Source organism: Rhodococcus sp. NPDC059968 (assembly GCF_042738615.1).
Lineage (GTDB): Bacteria > Actinomycetota > Actinomycetes > Mycobacteriales > Mycobacteriaceae > Rhodococcus_F.
Window position 1 is genome coordinate 13,166 of record NZ_JBHWUE010000071.1, and the last position, 20,746, is coordinate 33,911.

Annotated in this window: 20 protein-coding genes; 7 read left to right on the forward strand and 13 right to left on the reverse strand. The window is 61.9% G+C overall.

What is annotated here, in order from left to right:
- Positions 1 to 31: 31 nt before the first annotated feature.
- The gene (locus tag ACFWAY_RS38290; RefSeq protein WP_378458370.1) at positions 32 to 226 is read left to right on the forward strand and encodes a hypothetical protein; all 195 of its coding nucleotides are present in this window, start codon (positions 32 to 34) and stop codon (positions 224 to 226) included.
- A gap of 63 nt (positions 227 to 289) precedes the next feature.
- Here the strand turns inward: ACFWAY_RS38290 and ACFWAY_RS38295 are convergent, their stop codons facing one another.
- From ACFWAY_RS38295 to ACFWAY_RS38305, 3 genes are all read right to left on the reverse strand, one after another.
- Complete coding sequence (locus tag ACFWAY_RS38295; RefSeq protein WP_378514224.1) at positions 290 to 901, reverse strand: FHA domain-containing protein; 612 nt, start codon at positions 899 to 901, stop codon at positions 290 to 292.
- Positions 898 to 1,320: a hypothetical protein gene (locus ACFWAY_RS38300; RefSeq protein ID WP_378514225.1), complete on the reverse strand. Its 423-nt coding sequence runs from the start codon at positions 1,318 to 1,320 to the stop codon at positions 898 to 900. Before ACFWAY_RS38300 ends, ACFWAY_RS38295 begins: the two co-directional genes overlap by 4 nt.
- Positions 1,321 to 1,383: 63 nt before the next feature.
- Positions 1,384 to 1,659 (reverse strand): CD225/dispanin family protein, encoded by a 276-nt coding sequence (locus tag ACFWAY_RS38305; RefSeq protein WP_378458373.1) that lies wholly within the window; start codon positions 1,657 to 1,659, stop codon positions 1,384 to 1,386.
- Positions 1,660 to 2,448: 789 nt separating this feature from the next.
- On the opposite strand from ACFWAY_RS38305, the gene ACFWAY_RS38310 reads away from it, so the two are divergent.
- Both ACFWAY_RS38310 and ACFWAY_RS38315 read left to right on the forward strand, forming a co-directional pair.
- Positions 2,449 to 2,973 (forward strand): dimethylarginine dimethylaminohydrolase family protein, encoded by a 525-nt coding sequence (locus tag ACFWAY_RS38310; RefSeq protein ID WP_378458374.1) that lies wholly within the window; start codon positions 2,449 to 2,451, stop codon positions 2,971 to 2,973.
- A 282-nt stretch (positions 2,974 to 3,255) separates the two neighbouring features.
- A complete protein-coding gene (locus ACFWAY_RS38315) occupies positions 3,256 to 3,948 on the forward strand; it encodes a response regulator transcription factor (protein WP_378458375.1) in 693 nt (230 codons plus the stop codon).
- Here ACFWAY_RS38315 and ACFWAY_RS38320 read toward each other — a convergent pair.
- Entirely contained in the window at positions 3,914 to 5,305 is a 1,392-nt protein-coding gene (locus ACFWAY_RS38320; protein ID WP_378514226.1) for an ATP-binding protein, read from the reverse strand. The genes ACFWAY_RS38315 and ACFWAY_RS38320 overlap by 35 nt on opposite strands.
- Positions 5,306 to 5,480: 175 nt before the next feature.
- Here ACFWAY_RS38320 and ACFWAY_RS38325 point away from each other — a divergent pair, with 175 nt between their 5' ends.
- Positions 5,481 to 6,386, forward strand: coding sequence for a phosphatase PAP2 family protein (locus ACFWAY_RS38325; protein ID WP_378514227.1), 906 nt, complete (start codon positions 5,481 to 5,483; stop codon positions 6,384 to 6,386).
- 138 nt (positions 6,387 to 6,524) lie between these two features.
- Here the strand turns inward: ACFWAY_RS38325 and ACFWAY_RS38330 are convergent, their stop codons facing one another.
- The 4 genes from ACFWAY_RS38330 to ACFWAY_RS38345 form a co-directional block, all read right to left on the reverse strand.
- A complete protein-coding gene (locus ACFWAY_RS38330; protein ID WP_378514228.1) occupies positions 6,525 to 6,818 on the reverse strand; it encodes a hypothetical protein in 294 nt (97 codons plus the stop codon).
- A 146-nt stretch (positions 6,819 to 6,964) separates the two neighbouring features.
- Positions 6,965 to 7,438 carry a hypothetical protein gene (locus tag ACFWAY_RS38335; protein ID WP_378458379.1) on the reverse strand — a complete coding sequence of 158 codons (474 nt, stop codon included), beginning with the start codon at positions 7,436 to 7,438 and terminating at the stop codon, positions 6,965 to 6,967.
- Positions 7,439 to 7,672: 234 nt separating this feature from the next.
- Positions 7,673 to 8,017 carry a hypothetical protein gene (locus ACFWAY_RS38340; protein ID WP_378458380.1) on the reverse strand — a complete coding sequence of 115 codons (345 nt, stop codon included), beginning with the start codon at positions 8,015 to 8,017 and terminating at the stop codon, positions 7,673 to 7,675.
- Positions 8,018 to 8,673: 656 nt separating this feature from the next.
- A complete protein-coding gene (locus ACFWAY_RS38345) occupies positions 8,674 to 9,375 on the reverse strand; it encodes an MspA family porin (RefSeq protein ID WP_378514229.1) in 702 nt (233 codons plus the stop codon).
- Between the two features lie 658 nt (positions 9,376 to 10,033).
- On the opposite strand from ACFWAY_RS38345, the gene ACFWAY_RS38350 reads away from it, so the two are divergent.
- The 3 genes from ACFWAY_RS38350 to ACFWAY_RS38360 all read left to right on the forward strand — a co-directional run bounded on the left by ACFWAY_RS38350 (position 10,034) and on the right by ACFWAY_RS38360 (position 12,757).
- Complete coding sequence (locus tag ACFWAY_RS38350) at positions 10,034 to 10,279, forward strand: hypothetical protein (protein WP_378514230.1); 246 nt, start codon at positions 10,034 to 10,036, stop codon at positions 10,277 to 10,279.
- Positions 10,280 to 10,473: 194 nt separating this feature from the next.
- Positions 10,474 to 11,445, forward strand: coding sequence for a methyltransferase (locus tag ACFWAY_RS38355; protein ID WP_378514243.1), 972 nt, complete (start codon positions 10,474 to 10,476; stop codon positions 11,443 to 11,445).
- Between the two features lie 163 nt (positions 11,446 to 11,608).
- The gene (locus tag ACFWAY_RS38360; RefSeq protein ID WP_378458383.1) at positions 11,609 to 12,757 is read left to right on the forward strand and encodes an ATP-grasp domain-containing protein; all 1,149 of its coding nucleotides are present in this window, start codon (positions 11,609 to 11,611) and stop codon (positions 12,755 to 12,757) included.
- A 25-nt stretch (positions 12,758 to 12,782) separates the two neighbouring features.
- Here ACFWAY_RS38360 and ACFWAY_RS38365 read toward each other — a convergent pair whose 3' ends face one another.
- The 5 genes from ACFWAY_RS38365 to ACFWAY_RS38385 form a co-directional block, all read right to left on the reverse strand.
- On the reverse strand, positions 12,783 to 14,042 hold the full coding sequence (locus ACFWAY_RS38365) for an acetyl-CoA carboxylase biotin carboxylase subunit family protein (protein WP_378514231.1): 1,260 nt from the start codon (positions 14,040 to 14,042) through the stop codon (positions 12,783 to 12,785).
- A gap of 237 nt (positions 14,043 to 14,279) precedes the next feature.
- Entirely contained in the window at positions 14,280 to 15,134 is an 855-nt protein-coding gene (locus tag ACFWAY_RS38370) for an aminotransferase class IV (protein WP_378458385.1), read from the reverse strand.
- Complete coding sequence (locus ACFWAY_RS38375) at positions 15,135 to 16,061, reverse strand: hypothetical protein (protein ID WP_378458386.1); 927 nt, start codon at positions 16,059 to 16,061, stop codon at positions 15,135 to 15,137. It lies immediately after the preceding gene.
- Positions 16,027 to 19,470 (reverse strand): ATP-binding cassette domain-containing protein, encoded by a 3,444-nt coding sequence (locus tag ACFWAY_RS38380; protein ID WP_378514232.1) that lies wholly within the window; start codon positions 19,468 to 19,470, stop codon positions 16,027 to 16,029. Before ACFWAY_RS38380 ends, ACFWAY_RS38375 begins: the two co-directional genes overlap by 35 nt.
- Complete coding sequence (locus ACFWAY_RS38385; protein WP_378514233.1) at positions 19,464 to 20,516, reverse strand: cupin; 1,053 nt, start codon at positions 20,514 to 20,516, stop codon at positions 19,464 to 19,466. Before ACFWAY_RS38385 ends, ACFWAY_RS38380 begins: the two co-directional genes overlap by 7 nt.
- Positions 20,517 to 20,746: the final 230 nt, after the last annotated feature.

Here is a 20,746-nt window from a genome sequence, read left to right on the forward strand (position 1 = left end):
CGTCGCGCCGGAAATCCCGCGGGCGGCTCGTGTGATCGTCGTGTCGGTTTGCCCGGTCTCGAAGGCGGAGGGGCACGGCTTTCGGGACGTTGAAGTCAACGAAGTGAAGGAAGTGATCCCGCGTCTGGCTCGGTGCCCCCAAATTACCGCGTGGATGGTCGGCGGCGACAACCATCCACCGCTGACGATCACCGACATCGACGCTGAAGTCCCGCCGGGGCTGTGATCCTCCCGTGTCGGACGTTGCATCGCGCGGGTGTGTTGTCGATCTTGACGACGGTGACAGGTGTCAGGGGGTGTGTGGGGTGAGGGTGTTGTTGTGGGTCAGGGCCAGGGCGGCGAGTTGCGCGCGTTTGTGGTGTGGGGGGAGGTCGTCGAGGTGGAATTTGGTGTATAGGGCTTGCAGATGTGTTTTGACGGTTTCGGTGCGCACCTTCAGGGTGTCGGCGATGTGTTGGTTCGATGCGGGGATGGGGTGGTCGGTGCCGTCGTGGAAAGGCCGGCACAGTTCGGTGAGGACGGCGTTTTGGGCGGGGGTGAGGTCGAGGGGGCGCTCGAGGGTGCCGCCGATGTTGGTGATGCCGCAGTCCGTCGCGGGCTCACCGTGGTAGCTGAGGGTGCTTTCGCCGATCCGGATGACGTCTCCTGGGTGCAGGGTCTGGCGTCCCCGTATTCGTGTGCCGTTGACGAAGGTGCCGTTGCGGGAGAGGCTTTCGTCGATGACGGTCCAGTAGACGCCGATGCGTTCGAGTGTGGCGTGGAGGCGGGAGATGTCAGGGTCGGTCTGTAGTGACAGGTCGGCATCGGCGGAGCGGCCGACGGTGATGGGGGAGCTGTCCGGGATCAGCGGTATCTGGTGGGTGTGTCCGCGGTCGGTGTAGGTCAGCGTCGGGTCGGTCATTGGGGGCCTCCTTTTTGGTGTGGGTTGGTCGAGACGGGCCGGGTGGTGGGCATCTGGGCCAGGATCTGCTCGGTGGTGTCGAGCATCTGCTCGACGACGATTGCTGCGGCGATACCGAGGGCGAGACACACCGCGCTGGCGAGGGGGAGCCACGGGGTGAGGACTCGGGGAAGAACTACCACAGGACGGCCAGGACGAGAAGCGGGGCGGGACCGCGATCCGCTGGGCTCGGACAGTTGGTCGCGGAGCGCGGTCAGGGCGGTGCGTTGGGTGTAGTGGGGGTCGGCGGGCCGGTGTAGGTGTTCGTCGTCATGGGTTGCTTTCTTGTGGTTGTAGTCGTGGTCGGGGGTAGTGACTGGGTGTCGGCTGTCGCCGGTGTCCTTCCATCGTGGTGGGCTGGGGCTGTTGGCGTTAGCCACCCTGGGGGTGACTGTGACCACCCCTGGGTCCGTGCGCCTTCTGAGTGTGTGGTTCCGGTTCGGTCAGGTGAAGGCGGAGGACAGGCACAAGGCGGTGGAGAGGACGCCGATGCTCAGGGCGATGATGCCGAGGGTTCTGGCCCTTCTCGAGGCGGCGCGGGCGCCGGCGAGGTCGCCGCTGCACCAGCGGGGGAACACTTTCAGCGCGTCGCTGAATGCGGCGAAGGCCAGCGGCCAGAAGAACACCACGGCGGCGACGGCCCATCCGACGTTCGACGGCGGGAGTGGGGGCGGCGTCGGCGGCGGGGTGTGTTGTGTGGACAGTTCGGGCAGGGTCATGGGGTCCTCCTGGGCTGGTGCGGCGGGGGTGAGTGCCCCGTTAACAGTGGTCCACGACGATGTTCGGGCACATCCCCCTCAGGGTGGGGTGCGGCCATCCCTTGCTGGGCTCGGTAATGCGCTGGAGGACTGCGATTTCGGCGAATTTTCGGGGTGGGGCGATGTGCACCTTGATGGGGATGAGGGACCCCCGTGGCGCCGGGCATTGTTGACGTCATCGAAAGCTCCCGGCTTCGACCTGATGGTGCGGCGGGGATGCGGCGGCGGGGCCGGTGGTGTTGTCGAGGAGGGTGCCTCATCGGAATCAGGTGGTCGGTCGCCGCGGTGGCGGTCGACGAACTCCTCCGGTTTCGCTTCTTCAATTGCTCACTTTGCGGTGCCGGGGGAGCGCAGACTGGATTGATGGTGTCGTCGCAGCGTCACAGGGCAGGCAAATCTTGGGCCCGAGTTCGTCCTCCGCGCTGGAGGGGCTGCTTTCCGCCACGGGGCGGGTAGCGCAGGGCACGGTGAACCCGAGAAGCGTCTGGTACGGCACGCCGGTTCGGATCTGCTGCGCCACCACCGCTCGCTGCACCGCCGATCCGCGGACGCGGACACCGGGTGGCATCTGAAGGTTTTCGCCGGCAAGGCGCACACCGAGATCCGATTTCCCGGCGACGCGACCCGGTCCTGACGAAGCATGTCATCGAGCTGGCCGTCAAGACCCCCTTTCGGCGAAGAGAAGTCTTCAGTGTCCGCGACCTGCTTCAGCGGCGCGTGGCCGAAGACCCCCAGGCGCACTATGTCTCGATGCCCACTCCGCGCCCCGTCAAGCCGACGCGGCGGTCCGATGGCCCGGGTCCCTTTCTCGAAGGCGGCGACATCTTCGTCATGGGCGGCGACGTCCTGGTCGGGAACTCGGGCCTGGCGTCGGACCAGGCCGGCATCGACTGGCTGCAGCGCTACCTCGGTCCGGAGGGCTACCGGATCCACGAGGTCCCCCTCACCACGAACTGGCTGCACCTCGACTGCATCTTCGCCGTGGTGCGTCGGGGCCTGTGCATCTGCGACACCAGCGGCCTCGCACGCGGGCTGCCGTCGATCCTGAAGGATTGGGAGGTCATCCCGGCGACACCGGAGGAAGCGCATGCGCTCGGCTGTAACACGATGTGCCTCGAGGAGAATGTCGTGCTCATGGGGGAGGAGCAAACCCGGTTGATCGGGGAGCTCGAGAGGAGGCAGGCCACAGTCGTGTCCGGCTTCCGCATGGACATTGCGTCACAGTGGGGTGGGGGCATTCGTTGTGCGAGCCATCCCCTGCGTCGAGAGGAGTGAGCCCTCGGCCTGCGGTCACGATGGCGAAGGCGCGGCGGCGCTCACGGAAGCTCAGCCGCGAACGAGGCCCAACCCGGTGCCGCGAGTACTGCGGGGTTGGCCGGTTCGAGTCGGGAAGGTCGGCCTCGAGTCACGGCGCGCTTCCGAACTTCCAACGGCCCCCTTCTCGGGCATTCAAAGCATTGCTCTGTCTTGCTGTGAGCGCGCTGAGAACCGGGCCTGGCAGACGGTTCCGGGGCGATAGTGTGGTTCGGTGCGCGCCGGTAGCAAATGGAGCATCCCGTGAGGGTGTTGATCGTCGAGGACGAACCGCGCCTGGCGGACATGGTTCGCAGGGGTCTCGAACTGGAAGGGTTCGTGGTGGTCACGGCGTCCACCGGCCCGGACGGTCTGTGGCACGCTACCGAGGACACCTTCGATGTGATCGTGCTCGACATCATGCTGCCCGGGCTCAACGGGTACGAACTGCTCCGCACGCTGCGCGCCAAGGAAATTTGGACGCCGATCCTCATGCTCACCGCGAAGGACGGCGATTACGACCAGGCGGACGCATTCGAGTTGGGCGCGGACGATTATCTGACGAAGCCGTTCTCCTTCATCGTGCTCGTCGCGCGGTTGCGTGCTCTGATTCGTCGAGGTGCACCCGCCCGGCCCGTCGTCCTCTCGGTGGGCAGTCTGACGCTCGACCCGTCACGGCATCGGGTCGAGCGGGACGGCGAGGAAGTGTCGCTGACCGCTCGTGAGTATGGGCTCCTGGAATACCTGATGCGTAATCCCGATGTCGTGCTTGCGAAGAACGACATCCTGCTGAATGTGTGGGACACGCACTACGAAGGCAACGAGAACGTCGTCGAGGTCTACGTGGGTTATCTGCGGCGCAAGATCGACGGTCCTTTCGGGACCGACAGCATCGAGACAGTACGCGGCGCCGGTTACCGCCTCAGGACGGATTCGGCCCGACCACCGGAAGCGTGACCACGACCGTGGTACCGCCCTGTTCGGTGTCAACGATGTGCGCTGTCCCGCCGTGTGCTGCAACAATTTCCGCGACTATTGCCAGACCCAGCCCGGACCCTCCCCGCGCGCGCTCCCGCGCGTGTTCGAGGCGGACGAAGCGTTCGAATACCCGTTCCCGGTCACCTGCGGCGATACCCGGGCCGTCATCGGTGACGATGATGCGCGCACGATCGCCGTGCCGGGACACGTCGACGTGCACGGTCGCGGCGGCGTACCGGATGGCGTTGTCGAGGAGATTGCGCGCGACGCGAGAAAGCTGGGCCGCATCGCCACGGATCCGAACCGGAACGAGCGCTGCGGTGACGGAGATATCGGCGTGGGCGCGAAAGCGGCGCACCTCGCCGTCCATCACGTCGTCGACGTCGACGTCGGCGAGACGCAGCGGCAGCCCCCGCTCGTCGGCGCGGGCGAGGAGCAACAGGTCGTCGACCAGCAGGCCCATGCGCAGAGCCTCGGGTAGCAGGGTGTGCCGCACAAGATCCCGGTCGAGGAGTTCCGGTCGGGCGTCGGCGAGTTCCAGCGCTGCGGTCACCGTGGTCAGCGGGCTCCGCAATTCGTGCGAGGCGTCTGCGATGAACCGGTGTTGCGCCGCATGCCCTGCCTCAAGTCGGGCGAGCATGTCGTTCATCGTCCGCGCGAGGGTGGCGATGCCATCCCGTTGCGCCGGTACCGGAACTCGCTCGCTCAGATCGGCACTCGAGATCGCGGACACACGAGTTCGGATGTTCTCGACGGACCGCAGAGACAGACTCACCAGCCCGTAGGTCATGAACCCGGCGACGATCACGATAATCGGGCCGCCCAAGGCGAGGAGCCCGCCGACTGTCGCGAGTGTCGCTTCCACCGATTCCTCGGTCGCCGCCACGATGACGGTGTACTCACCCCCGACCCCGCGGGCAGCCTGAGCGGTGATGCGCAGGTCGCCGCCGTCCGGGGCGGCGGTCCTCACGCCCCGGACCGGTTGCCCGTCGACCGGTGGCCGAATGTCGGTGACTGCGTCTCCCGGCTCGTCGTCCGATGACCGCACCACTTGTCCGTTGCTGTCGACCACCTGCACGAGGGCGATGCGTTGATCGGTGTCGACCAGTTGGCTGTCGAGGTCGGCGGGTGCGTCTGTGCGCAACTGTGCGGTGATGTCCTCGGCGCGGGCGGTGGCAGCGTCGTCCAGCTCAGACAGCAGGGAGCGGTGGAGGACGTACACCAAGGCGACCGCGCCGAATGCGAGTGCGACGGCCACGACCGCTGCGGCAGTGAGTGCGGAGCGGATCGGGAGTCCCCACAAGGATGGCCTCGCCCACGTCGGCACGCTTCTCATGCCGCCATCATCCGCTACTCGTCTCCGCTCGGTGTCCAGGCTCGACGACCAGGATGGTGTCACGGCGCTGTGTAACCGCTGAGAACCGCACACTCATCAGAAAGTCCGCCTCGCGGCCCTGCCGGTTCGGAACTCCTCAGCGTCGCCACAGTGAGAGCTATCGATACTGCGAGGTGTGAGGGAAGTAGCAACGCAACTATTTCAGGCCGGCGCGCAGGCTTCGCCCGGGCATGCCCGGTTGATCGGTGTCGGTCGCGCCGCCCTGACGGAGGTTCGAGAGGGAAGCGCGGCGACGTTCGCTCTGGTCCTGATCGCCTCGTGTCTCGTGGTCTTCGTTGCCGCGTCACTGGCGCGCGGCGTGGGCGACACGCGACTGGGTCGGGCGTCGTGGGTGCTGACGGGAATTCGCCTCTGCGCTCTGGTGGTCGGATTCGGTGCGCTCGCCTACCAGGTGAGAATTTCGGGGACGATTACCGCAGCCGACCAACTCGTACTGAACTGGCTCACCGAGCATCGTTCGGCGTGGTTGACCGGACCGGCCATCGCGATCACCGATGCGGGTAGCCCGGTCGGCACCTTCGTTCTTGCGATCGTGATCGGCGCGATCGCCTCCCGGCGGGCGCACTCCCTCCTGCCCGCGATCATCCTGGTGGGCACCGTCGGCGCGGCCGGTGTGGCGTCCACCGTCACCAAGGGCCTGGTGGGGCGGCAGCGTCCGCCGCTGATCACGCAGGTTCTGCTCGAGACCGATCACTCTTTTCCGTCAGGGCACGTCACCGGGGCGATGGCACTGTTCGGGATGACGGCGGTCATGCTCGGATTCGGTCTGCCCACCGCCCAACGCTGGGCACTTGGTGTTCTTGCCGGTCTCGTGACTGTGCTGGTGGCCGCTACACGCCTCTACCTCGGTGAGCACTGGTTCACGGATGTGGTCGGTGGCGTCGTGCTCGGCGGCGCCGCCGTACTCGCCGGATCTGCGGTCTACGTCGCCTGGATGAGCCGGATCGGTGTCCGAGACTGTGGTGAGTACCCTGTTCGGTCCGTCGTCACGGATACGACGACGATGGGAACCGCGGCATGAACCGGCACCGGGAATCGGAATCCTGGATGCCTCGACACTTCTGGGCACCCTCGGACTGCTCGGGCCCGAATACGACTCTCGTGACTCTCAGCGTCGGGGAGTGCCCGATCTCGGGGCGGGATTCTTCTCGGGGATGGATCAGTTTCCGAACATCATTCCGCCATGGTTGTCCCGTACACCGTTTTGTGGCTGGCCTTGCCATTTGTTGCACCAGTCGTTCAGTTGGTTGCTCGGCGTGTCGGCACTCCAATTCGGGGCGTCTGCCCACGGACCGCAGGCGGGGGCATGGGGCGGCGGAGTGCTGGGTTGCGCCTGGGGGTGGTTGACGCTCGCCTGTACGGGCCCCGCCGCCGCGGTTGCGATCCCTGGCCCACCAAGTGCTGACACCGCAATGGCAACTGCCGCCACCATGGCCTTCTCGTTGAACTTCATGACTACCTCCGAGTCTATGAAGAGGCTGCGCCCGCGACTGTCGGCATTGTCCTAGTCGAGGGCATAGATGAAGTGTGGCTCTGCTTCCCTGTGAAAACGCTGAACGGCGCACCGGGCATCCGAGTCTGCGATCACCTATTCGTTAATCACGCAGATTGTGTACCTTGGCCCACCGCGACATGTCCGGGTTGGTGAGACGCACGGCTGGCGGTGTCGGCTACCCACTGCGCCGAGAACTGCCGCGTTCCATCCGGTCGGGTTCTGACAAAGTCAGCGGCACCGGCAGCAACCCACGGAACCACCACCGCGACGGCCTTGATCGCGCCTGATCGTCCCACCAGGCGGGCGCTGCAGATCCCGGCCAACAGATCGCCGGCGTCACTTGCAAGCCCGGCCGACGCCCAGCGCCGGAACTCCTCGCGGCGGCCCCTCGTCCGGGCCAGAACCGCACCGCCACCGAGGACGAGATCGCGGACCCCGACCGTCCGCAGCAGCAAGGCGTTCGTACCGTTCGCGGCGTCCTTGCGAGGCAGTACGACGGTCGGGGCGGCGATGAGCAGCACCCCGACACCGACTCGTGCGGACGCGAGCACCAGCGAAATATCGATGCGCCCAGTCATGACTAGGACTGTATCGCCGACCGCAAGCAGCCGGCTGTCGAACCTGCCTGCGTGGGCACCGGCGACCGCCCTCCCAAGTAGCACGTGAGCATGGTGAGCTTGCGTTCGAAGTCAGCGCGGGCGCGGTCGGTCATGGCGTCGTCGAGGCAGTCGAGAACATCACCTGTGACCCGGCACCCCGAGTCCGACTGACCCGAACGCGGACCGCGTGCCCCGGCACGGTGGGGGAGAGGTTTACGCCGGGTCGGTGCCTGTGCGGCGCTGATGGAACCGTGCACGCTGAAGATCGAGGAGTGCCGCGCTCTCGGTATCGACTTGCTGATGGTGGCGGGCGATTGCGGCTCGAACGGCTGCGGTATGGCGGTGCAGTTCTGCTGCTCGGTCGTCGGCGTTCTCGTCGTTGAGGAAGTGGCCGGCTGCTCGATCGCACTTGATCAGCAACTGTTCGTAGGCGAGGCGAGTTGGTGCCTGCTCGCTGAGTTGCGTGGCCGCGATATTCTCCACCAATTGCAAAGGAATACGGAACAATTGGTAATTGATTCGCAAAAGGGCTATCGGCGCGTCGCGCAGTGTTGTCACGATCGGCGTTGTCAGCACTCGTGGACGAACATCCGGAGCGATTCGAGCCGAGACTCGCGGACGGGTCACCGCGGTCGCCTGTATTCCGTGAACATGGTGCACGCGAGCAGTCCTGTCTCGTTCCGGGGTAACCGATATCCGATTCTTCTGAAGTCATGCGCTGAAAAGGCATTCATTGCCACCGCTCAGGCAGGACTCCCAAAATCGTACGCTGTACTTATTGAGAGTTTGCTGAGGAGACATTTCAGCGTTCCGCTGTGTGTGAAATGTCTGATTGCCCTGCAGGTCGATTGGTGGGCTCCGTCGAGTGGGAGTTCCTGATATTGCGCTGAGAATCGCGGTCGCAGGGTTACGTAATGTGATTGTGCTGGAATATTATTGGCGTGCTGCCCATCGCTGCAACCGATACGAGGCAGCGTGTCGGTCCTCATCCCGGGGCGAGAGGGGGAGTGGCCGGTACAGCGACTCCCGTCGGCGCAAGCTCATTTGCGCCGACGGGAGCCTTCGGTGCGCTTACTGTCATGACGCCGCCCGAGGGGCGGGGACCGGGGCCACGATACCGTGCGCAGCGCGCTGAGAACGCTACGCACGGTATCGCGACACCGTCTGCGAGTCGCACCCGCACCCGATGTCACCGGGACAGCATGGGGCGCTGTCTAGTTGAGCTTCTGAGGAACACCGTACGTCATGACGGTGTCACCGCTGGAAGTGACTGCCACGGCGTACGGACGGATGGTGACCGCACCGATCGCACCGGAGATCGAACCGTGAACTCCCTGCATCCTCACCGCGGCCGCCGGCCCATCGAACGACTGGTTCTCGAGGAGTGGAACAGTGGTGATTCCGCCCGGTTTCAGGTCGATGTCGAGTTCCTGCGAAGGAATGATGTCACCGACGAGGTCGGCGTGGTTACTCGCGTTCAGGCTCAGCGCGGGGTCCGGGACGAGCCCGAGGTCGATTCCGTTACTCGTGCCGATCGCAAACCCCAGGCCGGGTGAGTTGAGGACGATGGTCGCGCCGGTCAATGAAATCGGGTACCCAATTTGATAGCCGACAGTCAGTTTGGTGCCCTTGAACTCTGCCGCGTTGGGCCCCGTGATGTTGACCCCCGCGTAGCCGTTGTGGAAGAACTCGACGCTGGTCGGCACCCCGTCCAGCGGCGGAACCACCTGGAACTGCGTATCGCCTTGCAGGACTTCGATGCGATTGCCTCGCGCGTCGATGACGGAGCTGGAATTGTCCACCCCCGCCATGGCGGTGCCATTGCTCATGGTCAGGCCCAGCACCGCGATTCCCACGACTGCGACTGCGCGCGTGACGATTCGGAACCTTCGTCGAGAGCTGCCTGTGTCTGTCATGTCTACCCCATTCTGAGTGCACGTCGATCGAGACGAGAATGAAGGCTGAGCGTATCCAGTGTGGGAGTAGAGCGTCTTCGTATTGATCAGAAATTCACGAAAAGGATTCGTGGCCACTAGATTTGACGGATATGTCCGTGCAGGATCCAACGCTGCGGCATCGGTGTTGCGGGCAGGTGGCACCCTCGTGCGAGCAGTGGTGTGCTGCTTGCATCCCGCTTGACGAGCGCCGCAATTCCCGACGCTCGTCGATCGCGGTTGGAGGGCTGATTGCCACGTTGTGGATCAGCGACGACCGCGGACGCGACGGTAACACCGGTCCGCTGAGGATTCGCTGAGAGGCCGGCCGGCCGCCCTGTCCGGATCGGGACTTGTCGACCCGGATTCGTTCGGCGAACCTCCGCGGACGGTGTGCAGGCACTCGAGAGGGTCGCTTTGTCGGCATGTCCGCTGAATCAGTGCGAATGTCGGTAAGAACTTGTCGCAGAAGTGGAGATCGTCCCAGCTGCTGAGGATCGGGACGGCACTGTCAACTCGAGCAATCCGCGGGCGATTTCCGCCGGTTCTCCTCTTCGATTCACCAGGTCGCGTGTGACGAATGCGGCTTATGTGGTTAGCAGATTGTCCTACACGACCTCGAGTTGACAGCGCCCTCGAGATGGTCGGTTGCCTGCGCCGACTCCGCTTCCAGATCAACGATCTGGAGGATCGGATCAAGACCGTCCTCGACGAATGCGGGTCGACCCTGCAGAACATCCGCGGGGTCGGGCCGATCATGGCCGGCCGCATCCTCGCCCGCACCGGGTCCGTCGTGACCGGTTCGGCGGCCGTGCTCACGCTGCCGCGATGTCTCCGGGGGGTGAATGGTTGCCAGCCCCGGGGTATCTATCGAGTGACGCGGTGAAGCCTCACGCTGGTTGAACGCCCGGGAGTCTGGGAGTTCAACCGCTGAGATCAGGGAGTCATCCATGACGCATCCGTCCATCGTCGGCCAGTCGGGCGCGGGCATTGCAGTATTGCTGTTCTCCACTACCTATTCAAAGGCGCACAATGTATTTCGATTTCCGTGATAAGCCCGAACGTCTCTGTGTCAAAGAGATGGTCCATGGCTACAACATATCCTGCTGCTTATTCGTAGCCGTCAAGCTAGAGCTCGCCGATCTGCTAGCGGGGGGCCCGCTAGCGCTTGTCGATCTAGCCCAACGAAGCGGAACTGATCCCGATGCGCTCGAGCGGATCCTCCGCCTACTGATGAGCGCGGGAATCTTCTCCGTGGACGAGCAGGACAAGTGCGCACTCACGCCGCGAGCCGAATTTTTGCGCAGGGATAATCCGGAATCGATCGCAAGCGAGGTGGAGCTCTTTGCTGGCGCAGAAACTTATCTGGCCTGGAGCGAACTGCTCCATTGCGCTCGTACGGGACAGACAGGATTCGGCCAGTTCTTCGGCAAACCCCTCTTCGAGTACCTAGCCGATCACCCCGACTCCGCCCAGCGCTTCCATTTAGGCTGGCACGAGATCTCGATCCGCGCCGGTCTCGAGACCGCGGAAGCGGTTGATTTCACGGACAATCGGCACGTCATCGATGTCGGCGGTGGCTACGGCATCGTGACCGCCCAGCTGTTGCGCAAATACGATCATCTGCGGGGTACGATCTACGACCTGGAGTTCTCGCTGGCCAGGGCCGGTCACACCTTGCGGGAATATGGCGTCGATGAGCGCTGTGACATTGTGCCCGGCGACGGTCTGACAGAGGTGCCTGGCGGGGGCGACGTCCACCTGCTCAAGAGCGTTTTGCACACGCTGAACGACGATGACTCGGTACGCATCCTCACCAATTGCGCGAACGCGCTCGAGCCCGGCGGCAGGATTCTGGTCCTGGAGAGGGTGATCAGCGAGGATGGCGGATACGTCTGGGGGAATGTGGTAGATGTCGCCATGCTGGTTATGACGGGCGGCCGGGAGCGAACCATTCACGACTACGCACGCCTGTACCAGCGCGCCGGCCTCGAACTCACCGGCAGTACGCTCCTGCCCTGCGGCTTCAGCGTAATCGAGGGCCGGAAGTGAGACCGGCCCGACGAGCGCGACCTCCAAACGCCGGAATCGCCCCCGATCCGCCGAGATCCGCTAGGGGTGGACACGAGCCGGTATTTCACTTCAACGGACATGGAGGAGCCGGGTCGGCATGGCTCACATATTGATTGTCGGCGGACATGACGAGACTTTCCGAATGATCGAAGATCTGCCGGTCGAACTGTCTGTTTTTCAGAATTCTGAATCGGTCACCGTGCGCCAGGCCAGGCGCGCCCACCGGCTGTGCGTATTCGACTACCGCAACCAGAAAGAGGCGCTCTGCATGGCACGGGCGCTGCACGAGCTCGAACCCGTCGATGCCGTCGTGTCATTCACCGAGCATGGCCTTATGCCAGCCGCCGTGATCAGAGAGGCTCTAGGCATCAAGGGCAACGCGCGGGAAGCCGTCCGGTTGACCCGCGACAAAATCGCCATGCGCGAGCACCTGGCCAGCCGTGATTTCGGCGCTGTGCTGACCCAGAGCTGCCATTCGGCCTCCGAGGTACGGAACTTTCTTCTCGCAGTGGGCGGCCCAATTATTGTCAAGCCGGCTGGAGGCGCCGGCAGCTCCGGCGTCTATCGCGTCTCGAGCCTTGACCAGGTCGAGTCCGCATTCGCCCACTCTCGCGGCGAGTACCCCGGGCCGACCCTCGTGGAAGAGTTTATCGACGGCCCCGAATACAGCGTCGAATCCTTCACCACGGATGGCCGGCATGACATCATCGCGGTGACCGCCAAGACCACGACTGGCCCGCCACGGTATATCGAAATCGGTCATCTAATGCCGGCCGTGCTCGCAGCGTCGGCCCTTGCTGAGCTCCGCGGTCTCGTTACCGATTTCCTCAGTTCGATCGGTCATTCCTTTGGGCCAGCCCATACCGAAGTGCGTTTCGGCCCGGCCGGGCCCCGGATCATCGAGGGCAATACCCGTCCTGGAGGCGATTTCATCTGGGAGCTAGTGCTCCGTGCAATGGGTCGCGATCTGGTCCGGGAGTCGATCTGTCATCTTGCCGGGCTGCCGCCGCATTCGCGAACACCCGGGCGCGGGGCGGGCTGCATCGCGTTCTTTGCCTACGAGAATGTGGTGATCGAACGGGTGCAGGGCATCGAGGCCGCGCGTCAGACCGAGGGGATAATCCGGTTACAGTGTTCTCTCGAACCAGGGCAACGCCTCGGTCCGCTCCGATCCTCTGCGGATCGTCAAGGTGTAATTGTCGCGGTCGGCACTGATCTTGTGGATGCCAAGCGCCGGTTGGCAGGGGCGCAGGCTCAGATTCGGGTGGAGACGAGCCCGCTCCGGCACTGACAGGGCAGATGTACGCACCGCCCGGTCAGCAAGATGTGGGGCATTGCATGGGCTGCTCAATTGGTATTACTTGCACGGTCGTCAAAATTTCGCGAATAAGTGATGTCACTTCAGAGCTCGACCGACCAGCGACGATGCCGCTGACGGGTAATTCGAAATCGAAATAGCTAACGGTCTTCGGAAGAGAAGCGCCTGCATCCAGCTCCTTCCAACGAACGACATCTGGGTGGCCTTGAAATCTTTCGCCGCCCGAGATCGCACAGTGCCGCGACCGAAGCAGGTGACCTGGGAACATGAAATCCCCGTAGACCTTGCTACTCGCCGACCTTTCGAACCACCGTTTCAGTGGATTAATTTCAAGAGGTGACCAGTCGAGGTTGCAGGCCAAACCGGCCGCGACCAAGTCGATGCCCGTGGCAAGCCGGAATGTCTCCTTGATATGTCCGCCGCCGGGGCGGGCACCGACCTCCAGGAAAACCATTCCATCTACGGTCTCGATCATTTCAAGATGAAATGGGCCATTGTAGATACCCACGGCCCGAAGATACTCGACCGCTACCTTGCAGCGCCCGCCGTCGTCGTCGACTTGAATCGATCCCTGCGGAACTCCTTGGGCAAACTCGAGGCAAGTGCCTAAATATTTGCTGGCGACGATCGCCACCGGCGCACCGGCGAGCATTACGCCATCGAAGTGGAAGATCGGCCCCTCCACATATTCTTCGAGCTGGAAGCGCTCCGGATCCCAGTCTTCCAGACCTGTTCGGCCCTTGAAGATCGCAGTGCTGGCGTCAGCGTAGGTGGCGAAAACGAAAACATCCTTGCTGGCGGTTCCATCGATTGGTTTGAGCACCGTCTTCCCAGCCCAAGGAGCGACATCGGCGGATGAAGCTGTGAGCGCCTCATCGCACCGAACAAATCGAGGTACGCGAAGTCCGCATCCTGCGACTGCGGCTTTCATCGCTACCTTGTCGTTCACGATGTGGACCTGCTCCGGTAATGGCCCGTCTACTCCGAGGCTCCGCCTTATCTGCGCTGCTTCCATCATCTCGTATTGGGAAACGCTGATGACTCTGTCGAAGGAATCGTCGGGAGAGAACAGGGTGAGAGCTTCCTCGGCCAGACTTGCTTGACCTGGCCGTTCAACCCTCTTGCAGGGAAGGTCGGGCGGCACGGTAGCAAGTTGCGCGGCTGTGCCCACGTAGACGGCATCGTGAATTCCATGATCTATTACACGATGGTATTCGATGAAGGAATAGGGAACGCGATGGAGGATGAGCAGTTTCATTCAGGAGACTCCGCTGGATGGAATATCGATTGGCGCAATGGCGCTTTCAGCGCGCTTATCCGAAGGTTGAATATCGTTGATTGCGCGCATACAGCTCCTGCGGTGCGGGGGACTCGGTTTGCTTTCTAGTACTATCCCGAGCCGGCGGACTTGAAGCCAGGAACCCTGGGGGGAAAGATCGCCCACCCCCTTGTGGTAGTCCGGGTCGACCACCCACAGAAGACAGCCTTTGAACCGTTATCGAATCGCGGACCGGCCGTTGGTCAAGTTTCGATACTCGGTTGCAAGCGCATCGACCAATGCGGACTTCTCATACCGGATCTCGTCGATACCGGTAACCCCCATGATTTCGACCGCAGTGCCACACAGAAACGCCCCGTCGAACGATCCGATCTCGCCGTACGCGATGTCGCGTTCCGTTACCGAGAGCTTCAGTCGCGGACACAGCTCATCGATGATCACCCCTCGGGTAATCCCGTCGAGCGCTAATTCGGTAGTGGGCGTGAACAATGCGTCTCCCCTGACGAAGAACACGTTCGATCCGCTCGACTCGCAAACAGCGTCGGCTATCGAAAGGAAGAGCACATCATTGTAGCCGTCAGCCCTTTGGCGGTGGCTCAAGTAGCTCAACGCGTAGGTAGACGACGTTTTCGCCTGATACGGGTGGCATGAGGCGGGTGCACGCCGCCACGCTGCCGTCGAGAGCCGATATTGCTCCGTGGCCGAATTCGAAGGAAAGGGCAGGGCAAACAGGACCACCGTGCTGGAAGAGTCCTGCGCCTTGAAACTGACATCTGTGTCGTCATAGAAAACCAAACACTTTATGTACGCATCGGCCAGTTCGTTGGCCCTCACCAATTCCCGGCAAGCATCGGCCAAGTCCGCATCCGAATATTGCAAGGTGTGCCCGAACAACTCAGCGGACCGCCGCAACCTGGCTATGTGGTCGTCACATTTGAATATGCTTCCGCCGTAGGTGCGGATACCGTCGAATACCGATGTGGCATACGACAACCCATGGGTGGCAGGTGACAGGCTCACCTCGTCAAATCGGACGCATCTTCCATCTGCCCAGGCTATTTCGCTGATCATCTAGTCTCCATGTCGCGATCTCGCGTATTCCTGCATCGCCTGCGTACGCCGTGTATTGACTGGAATCAGCCAGTTGTCCAGGTCGACAATGTGAATTGCGCCTACCCGGACCTTGGCATCGATAGCGCCTCGGCCAAGGCAGACGTCCGCGAAACCCAGCCGATCCGCGAAATGATACATTTGATAGTAGTCGGTGATATACAGATTCAACCCGCGCGGAATTCGGTCGTGGTCCAGCCCCCGAACGAGCTTCGTAAACACGCCACGGTCATCGTCGGCGTAGCTCAGTGATCCGGCCAACGGAGTATTCGAAGACTTCTCGTAGTCCAGCTTCACGTAGTATTTCGTACCTTCGGACGAGCGTGCCAGCATACGCAGCACATCGCGCGTATAGAGGTTCTTGGCGTGTCCATATTTCGCCACGTTCAATGCCTGAAGGTTGGCGAAATCGCGTAGTACTCGATTGTCTTCCGCCACTTCCGAGAGACGGTGTATCTCGGTGGTGCACGCTGCCTCAGCCTTCCTTGTGAGCCTGACTATTGATTTGTATTGACTGGCTCCTACCGCTGTTCGCAGGGCGAGATCCACACTTCGGGAAGACCGGAAGAATGCCGCTTTCATGAATGGAACTGCAATAGCGTCGGCGCGACGACAGCGATCGTATCTGCGAAGGGATGGGACCAACAACCAGTCGGCGGTTGATGCCAGGTCCAACAACTCCGCCAGTGTCCGATTGTCGGGCTCGTCGCACACGGGCATGTAGAAGTATCCGGGTGCGACGTAGGCTCGCTCGCGATGCAGGGCGTCATCGCCGCTCACGCTGCCCTGGAGCACCGCGTTCCAGTGCGCGATGTTCCTCAGCGGGAGTTGTGGCTGTGGAACGTTGTGGCTGTTACAGAACGCATCGCGTTGAGGCTGCCATTCCATGGACTTCCTCCTTTTCATTCCAGTTCCGATCGGCTGTCGTTTGCGACTGGCCGGAAATATCGAGGAGACGTCGCTCACCGTTGAAATGGAAGATTCGATTGGCAAGTTTGGTCAGCTCGGGATTGTGCGTGATGATGAAGAAAAGCGTGTCCGGCAAGGCAGAGATCACGGCCCGCAATATCGAGAGCTCTGCTCCTGCACTCAACTCGGAAGTCGCTTCGTCGAGAATTGCGACCGTCGGGCGATTGATCAAAAGGTCGAGGAGCGCCAGCCGCTGGAGTTCCGTCTTGCTCAGATTCAACTGACCGGTGGCGGGGACGGGCTCGTCGAATCCAGAGGGGAGTCGGCGGGCGACGTCTGCCACGTCGAGATAATCGACCACGCGAGCCAGTTCGAGCGGTAACGGGCTGTTGAAGTGTTCGATCAGTCTTCCTGGCTTGAAGATCGGACTCGACGTCATCAAGAGGACGTCTTCGGCGTGGGAATTCGACACGTATCCCGTCGTCCGGCCCAATGTCGAGAGGACGCCTGTTGTCGGCTGCAGACTGCCGACAACCAGCTTCGCAAATGTCGACTTACCGACCCCACTCGGACCCATTATGACCACGACGTCTCGGCTAGCGAACGACTCTGAGAGATCCTCCAGCAGCACCGCCCCGGTGTGCGGCGCGACGTACCCGACCTTCGAAAACGACACGAGCGCTGTGTCTTCAACTGCTGGGCCAGTCCAGCACGGCGCCGGGTCGGTCGGAGGCGTGAGGAGACGATCCGCGCTGTCGAGAACCTGCCTGAGGTCGACCAGACAACGGCCCACTCGCGCGAAAACAGCGATGAGGCTGTACGAGAGACTGAGCGCGAGAACACCTTTTAGGCCGGGTCCGCCGCCGACATGGACAAACACGGTTGAACCGACGACGACCGACAGGAAGAGCACACCCATCAAATCGAGCTTGTAATTGAACCAGCGGCGCGCGCCCGCATTGTCCATCGAAGCGAAGGCACGATTCATCAAACTCTTGTTCAGCCAGTTTACGAGAGCCGAGTTGTCGCGTGCCAAGTCGAATCTAGCTGAGCTGCACGTAATAGCCTCGACCCGCTCCAACACTGTCGACGTCGTACCGATCTCTCTATCGTTGAAGTACTGCAATCGCTTTCCCGATCGCCTCGAACTGTGCCAGTAAGCGAAGCACATCCCAGCAAGGGGCAACAGGACGAAAATGTTCTTGCTCAATACGAACCCGGTGGTCGTGAGCAGCAGCGTAGCCGCACCCAGCGTATTCAGAACTACTTCGGGCAGAACTTCGTCGATACGTCGTTGATCCCATGTCAGTTTGCTCTGATAGTCCTGATTGACCTCGACAAAGGCCGACCTGGAGAGCTTTGGGCTCATGACAGTCGAGAAATAACTCTGACACTTGCGGGATGCTGCCATGATGCTGCGCTTGACTACAAGTAAGGCGGTGAAAATCGACAGGATTGCCCCAGCCGACAGTACAGCGATGAGGGTTATCGCTGTCGTCCGCGCATTCGTGGTCGAAATTCCGCTGGCAGCTATATAGTCACCGACAATCGTCAGAAGGTCGCGGCACGCAAACAGGACGCATGCAACAACTGCAACCTTCGCGATGCCCAGGCTCATCAGACTGCGGCGTGACGAGGTCGAGAGTTCCGGTCGGTCGATGCCCTGGGGATGTCGAGATACCGACCGATCCTCGGCAGCGCGCCGCTCTTTGCGGTCTTGAACAGGATTCGCCGCCCGTGGTGTGGGGTTACGTATCACCTCCACTACCTCGCCTCCGGCCACTACCCAAATCTCGTCTGCAGCATCTTTTTCATCGGGCTTGTCCGTTGCATAAATAACCGTGGTGTCGTGCCATGGCCCGCGCAGAAGCGAGGCCAACAGCCCTCTCGCCAGGTCGTCGTCCAGCCCTGCGGTGGGCTGATCGAGGTAAACGAACATCGGTTCGGCCAATATTGCCCGTGCCAGCTCCAGCCGCTTCCCCTGCCCGCGGGACACGTCCCAGCCCTCGGTCCGGTCGCGTGACTTGCTTGCGACGTAGTCGCCGTAGAAGGTTTCGGGAAGTCGGGACAGCTTCAAAGCTTGACGGGCCTCGGCGTCCGTAAAATCGCTTCGATATAGACACAAATTTTCGTAGAGCCCGCCAGGGAATATCCACGGTTCATCCGGTACGAAGAACGTTTTGCTGTTCACTTCGCTGCTGCGGCGTGCACCGATTTTCAGAACGGATGTCTTGCCACTGCCGGCCTCGCCGACCACAGCGATGTGCTTCGCCGTTGTTGCCGGCAGGTGCGTTGCCGTCGCATCGGTGTCTGCCGGGTGGGGACTGGATAAATACTTCGCAATGTTGGTGTGCCCGACGATGCCCTGGGAAAGGCTCTGAACTATGAAGGGAATATTGTTGGCGACGGATTTCAAACCCCCGACCAGCGCCATTGCGGACAACAGGCCCGCTGGATCGACGTAACCAACGTAGGCCAGCTGGGTAAACACCGCGGCAAGCATGGCAACGATTGGAGTGAGTGTCGATATGAGGTTGATCCGCGCGACAAGGCGCGCCGCTTTCAGGAGCGCGCGCTCCTCGCCATCTCGCTTGTCGGCATAGCGCCGAAACAGTTCGTCGTTCCAGTTCTTGAGCCACGCGAGCAGGCGATTGTTTATCGAAAACAGGCCGACTTCGATGCGATCTGCCGCCGTCGCGGACAGTGCGGCATGCGCGGCATTCAATTGTCTAGCGTTCCAGTAGATCACCACAGAACTAAAGAAGATTACCGACAGACTTGCCAGAGCACTCAGTCCCAACGCCACGAAGAAGTACGCGGAGGTAAAGGTGATCGTTGCGAGTGCAAGGATGATGAAAATGAGGCCTGACCATGCAGTTTCGACGCGTGCCGCCTCCCGGTCCAGTAGCGTGACAAGGTCCACCGGTTGGTCGGAGGGTGCAACGCTGCGCTTCTTGTGCAGCAACCTTTGTTCTATGTATGTCCGGGCTCCGATGCCGACCACGTCGGCTTGCATAAAGGTGTGATTCAACGCAAGCCACGCCAGGTACGTCAGCACGATGCAGGTGATACCAAGCGTGAGGTTGGTCGTGAGCGCTGAACCGCCGGCGGCGAGGTGCTGTATCAGTGCTTTCAGCGTGATCGCAGCACCGAAGGCGCATCCTGCGTTGATCGCGATGGCCACGAGCCCGAGCATGATGTCACGACGGAGCCCGCCGAGGACGGATCTGCTGAGTCGCTCGCCTCGGGGCGCGTTCACGTTGTCCCGCTGCGCCGCGTCGCACCACCGCTGCCATCTGGAGAGGTGCGCGGCGTTGGACAGTGGGTCGAACCGAGTTTGGGGTTTGGGAACCTCAAACCAGACGACTTTCCTGAGGACGCTCAGCATGTGGAGTACGTGGGGACCACCGTGTCGGCCACGGCGATCGACGCGATTCTGTCGCACAATTGCGTGATCATCTTCCATCCCTCAGCGAGTGCTTCGCGGAGTTCTTGGATCTCAGCCGGCGTTGCTCGATTGAGCAGATCGATCCCCATGCTCACGTGCTGGCCGTCGTCTTCTCCGTGTTCTTGGAAGTGAGGAATTGTTGGAAACGCTCGCGCCGCTTCTCGGTGCCAGATTTCGCCACTACCTTCCAGCACCACATGCATCAGCAGAGTGCGCACCATGTCGCTCCGGTAAAGCATCTGATGCCTGAACCAATCCATTGTCGATACGAACGTCGCATCGGTGACCGGCGTGTGCGCCGATTCCCGTTGGTTGCGCAGGTTGTCGTTATGCCCCAGTTCCTCGACCAAATGATCGAGCGCTACTTGCTTGTGCGCCGGATCGGTAGTCATCGCGACACGCAGGTGCAGCAGGTCCTGAAACCTGTCCGACCACGTTTGCTGGCAGTCGAGCAACCGTTCCCGAACGTGTGGGTTGTCAAACGAGGGGTCGTCGATCAGCCGCAACAGATTGCTGATTCCGAATTGCTGCAGGTACGTCTCGTTGTCCGCTAGGAGCACATCCGCCCGATTCGGTACATCGCTTGCAAACATCGCGTTGGGCTTCTCGGCGTCCTCGTAGAGTGCCTTGCCGTTGAACTGGATCGAGAGCGCCCAGAAACCGTTCTGGGTTCCTTCGAAGCCATGCCAGGAGTCGCCGGGTACGAGGATCATGTCCCCCGCAATGACCTCCTGCTCTGCACTGCCCATCGTTCGTCCGGAACCCTCACAGATCAGGATCAGGCTGGACTCGGGATGCTTGTGCACCGCGAGGACCTCACCGCACTCCAATCTGACCCAACTGATTGCCAAATTGCTGGCACCAGGAATGAATTGCGCCAACTGAGGGTGTTGGTTGAATATCTTGACGACACCCAGGTTGTGGATGCTCCCGCCTACAACGACTTCGTTGATCGTCTCGAGTGCGCTTCTGGCGATTACGTGCATTGATTTCTTCCTTCTGTGGGACATCTGCGACTTCATTAGATTTGCGTCACGAAAAGGTGGCGTCGATCTCGTCGATGCGGTGGCTCGCGCACGCTGCGAGAAGCCCGCTCCCGAGAAAGTAAAAGCCGCGGTCGACCTGCCTCGAGCTCGTTATTCGAGCCGTTGCAAGTGACGGCTGTCTCGGTGATTGGAGTAGTTACGGGCCATATTTGGTTGCGGCCAGCACGGAT

Coding starts and splice junctions, on each gene's coding strand:
- ACFWAY_RS38380 (WP_378514232.1), bottom strand. CDS start 19,470: ATGCTGAGCGTCCTCAGGAAAGTCGTCTGGTTTGAGGTTCCCAAACCC.
- ACFWAY_RS38385 (WP_378514233.1), bottom strand. CDS start 20,516: ATGCACGTAATCGCCAGAAGCGCACTCGAGACGATCAACGAAGTCGTT.
- ACFWAY_RS38355 (WP_378514243.1), top strand. CDS start 10,474: ATGGTCCATGGCTACAACATATCCTGCTGCTTATTCGTAGCCGTCAAG.
- ACFWAY_RS38365 (WP_378514231.1), bottom strand. CDS start 14,042: ATGAAACTGCTCATCCTCCATCGCGTTCCCTATTCCTTCATCGAATAC.
- ACFWAY_RS38350 (WP_378514230.1), top strand. CDS start 10,034: ATGGTCGGTTGCCTGCGCCGACTCCGCTTCCAGATCAACGATCTGGAG.
- ACFWAY_RS38360 (WP_378458383.1), top strand. CDS start 11,609: ATGATCGAAGATCTGCCGGTCGAACTGTCTGTTTTTCAGAATTCTGAA.
- ACFWAY_RS38310 (WP_378458374.1), top strand. CDS start 2,449: ATGCCCACTCCGCGCCCCGTCAAGCCGACGCGGCGGTCCGATGGCCCG.
- ACFWAY_RS38375 (WP_378458386.1), bottom strand. CDS start 16,061: ATGGAATGGCAGCCTCAACGCGATGCGTTCTGTAACAGCCACAACGTT.
- ACFWAY_RS38370 (WP_378458385.1), bottom strand. CDS start 15,134: ATGATCAGCGAAATAGCCTGGGCAGATGGAAGATGCGTCCGATTTGAC.
- ACFWAY_RS38305 (WP_378458373.1), bottom strand. CDS start 1,659: ATGACCCTGCCCGAACTGTCCACACAACACACCCCGCCGCCGACGCCG.
- ACFWAY_RS38335 (WP_378458379.1), bottom strand. CDS start 7,438: ATGACTGGGCGCATCGATATTTCGCTGGTGCTCGCGTCCGCACGAGTC.
- ACFWAY_RS38295 (WP_378514224.1), bottom strand. CDS start 901: ATGACCGACCCGACGCTGACCTACACCGACCGCGGACACACCCACCAG.
- ACFWAY_RS38320 (WP_378514226.1), bottom strand. CDS start 5,305: ATGAGAAGCGTGCCGACGTGGGCGAGGCCATCCTTGTGGGGACTCCCG.
- ACFWAY_RS38345 (WP_378514229.1), bottom strand. CDS start 9,375: ATGACAGACACAGGCAGCTCTCGACGAAGGTTCCGAATCGTCACGCGC.
- ACFWAY_RS38330 (WP_378514228.1), bottom strand. CDS start 6,818: ATGAAGTTCAACGAGAAGGCCATGGTGGCGGCAGTTGCCATTGCGGTG.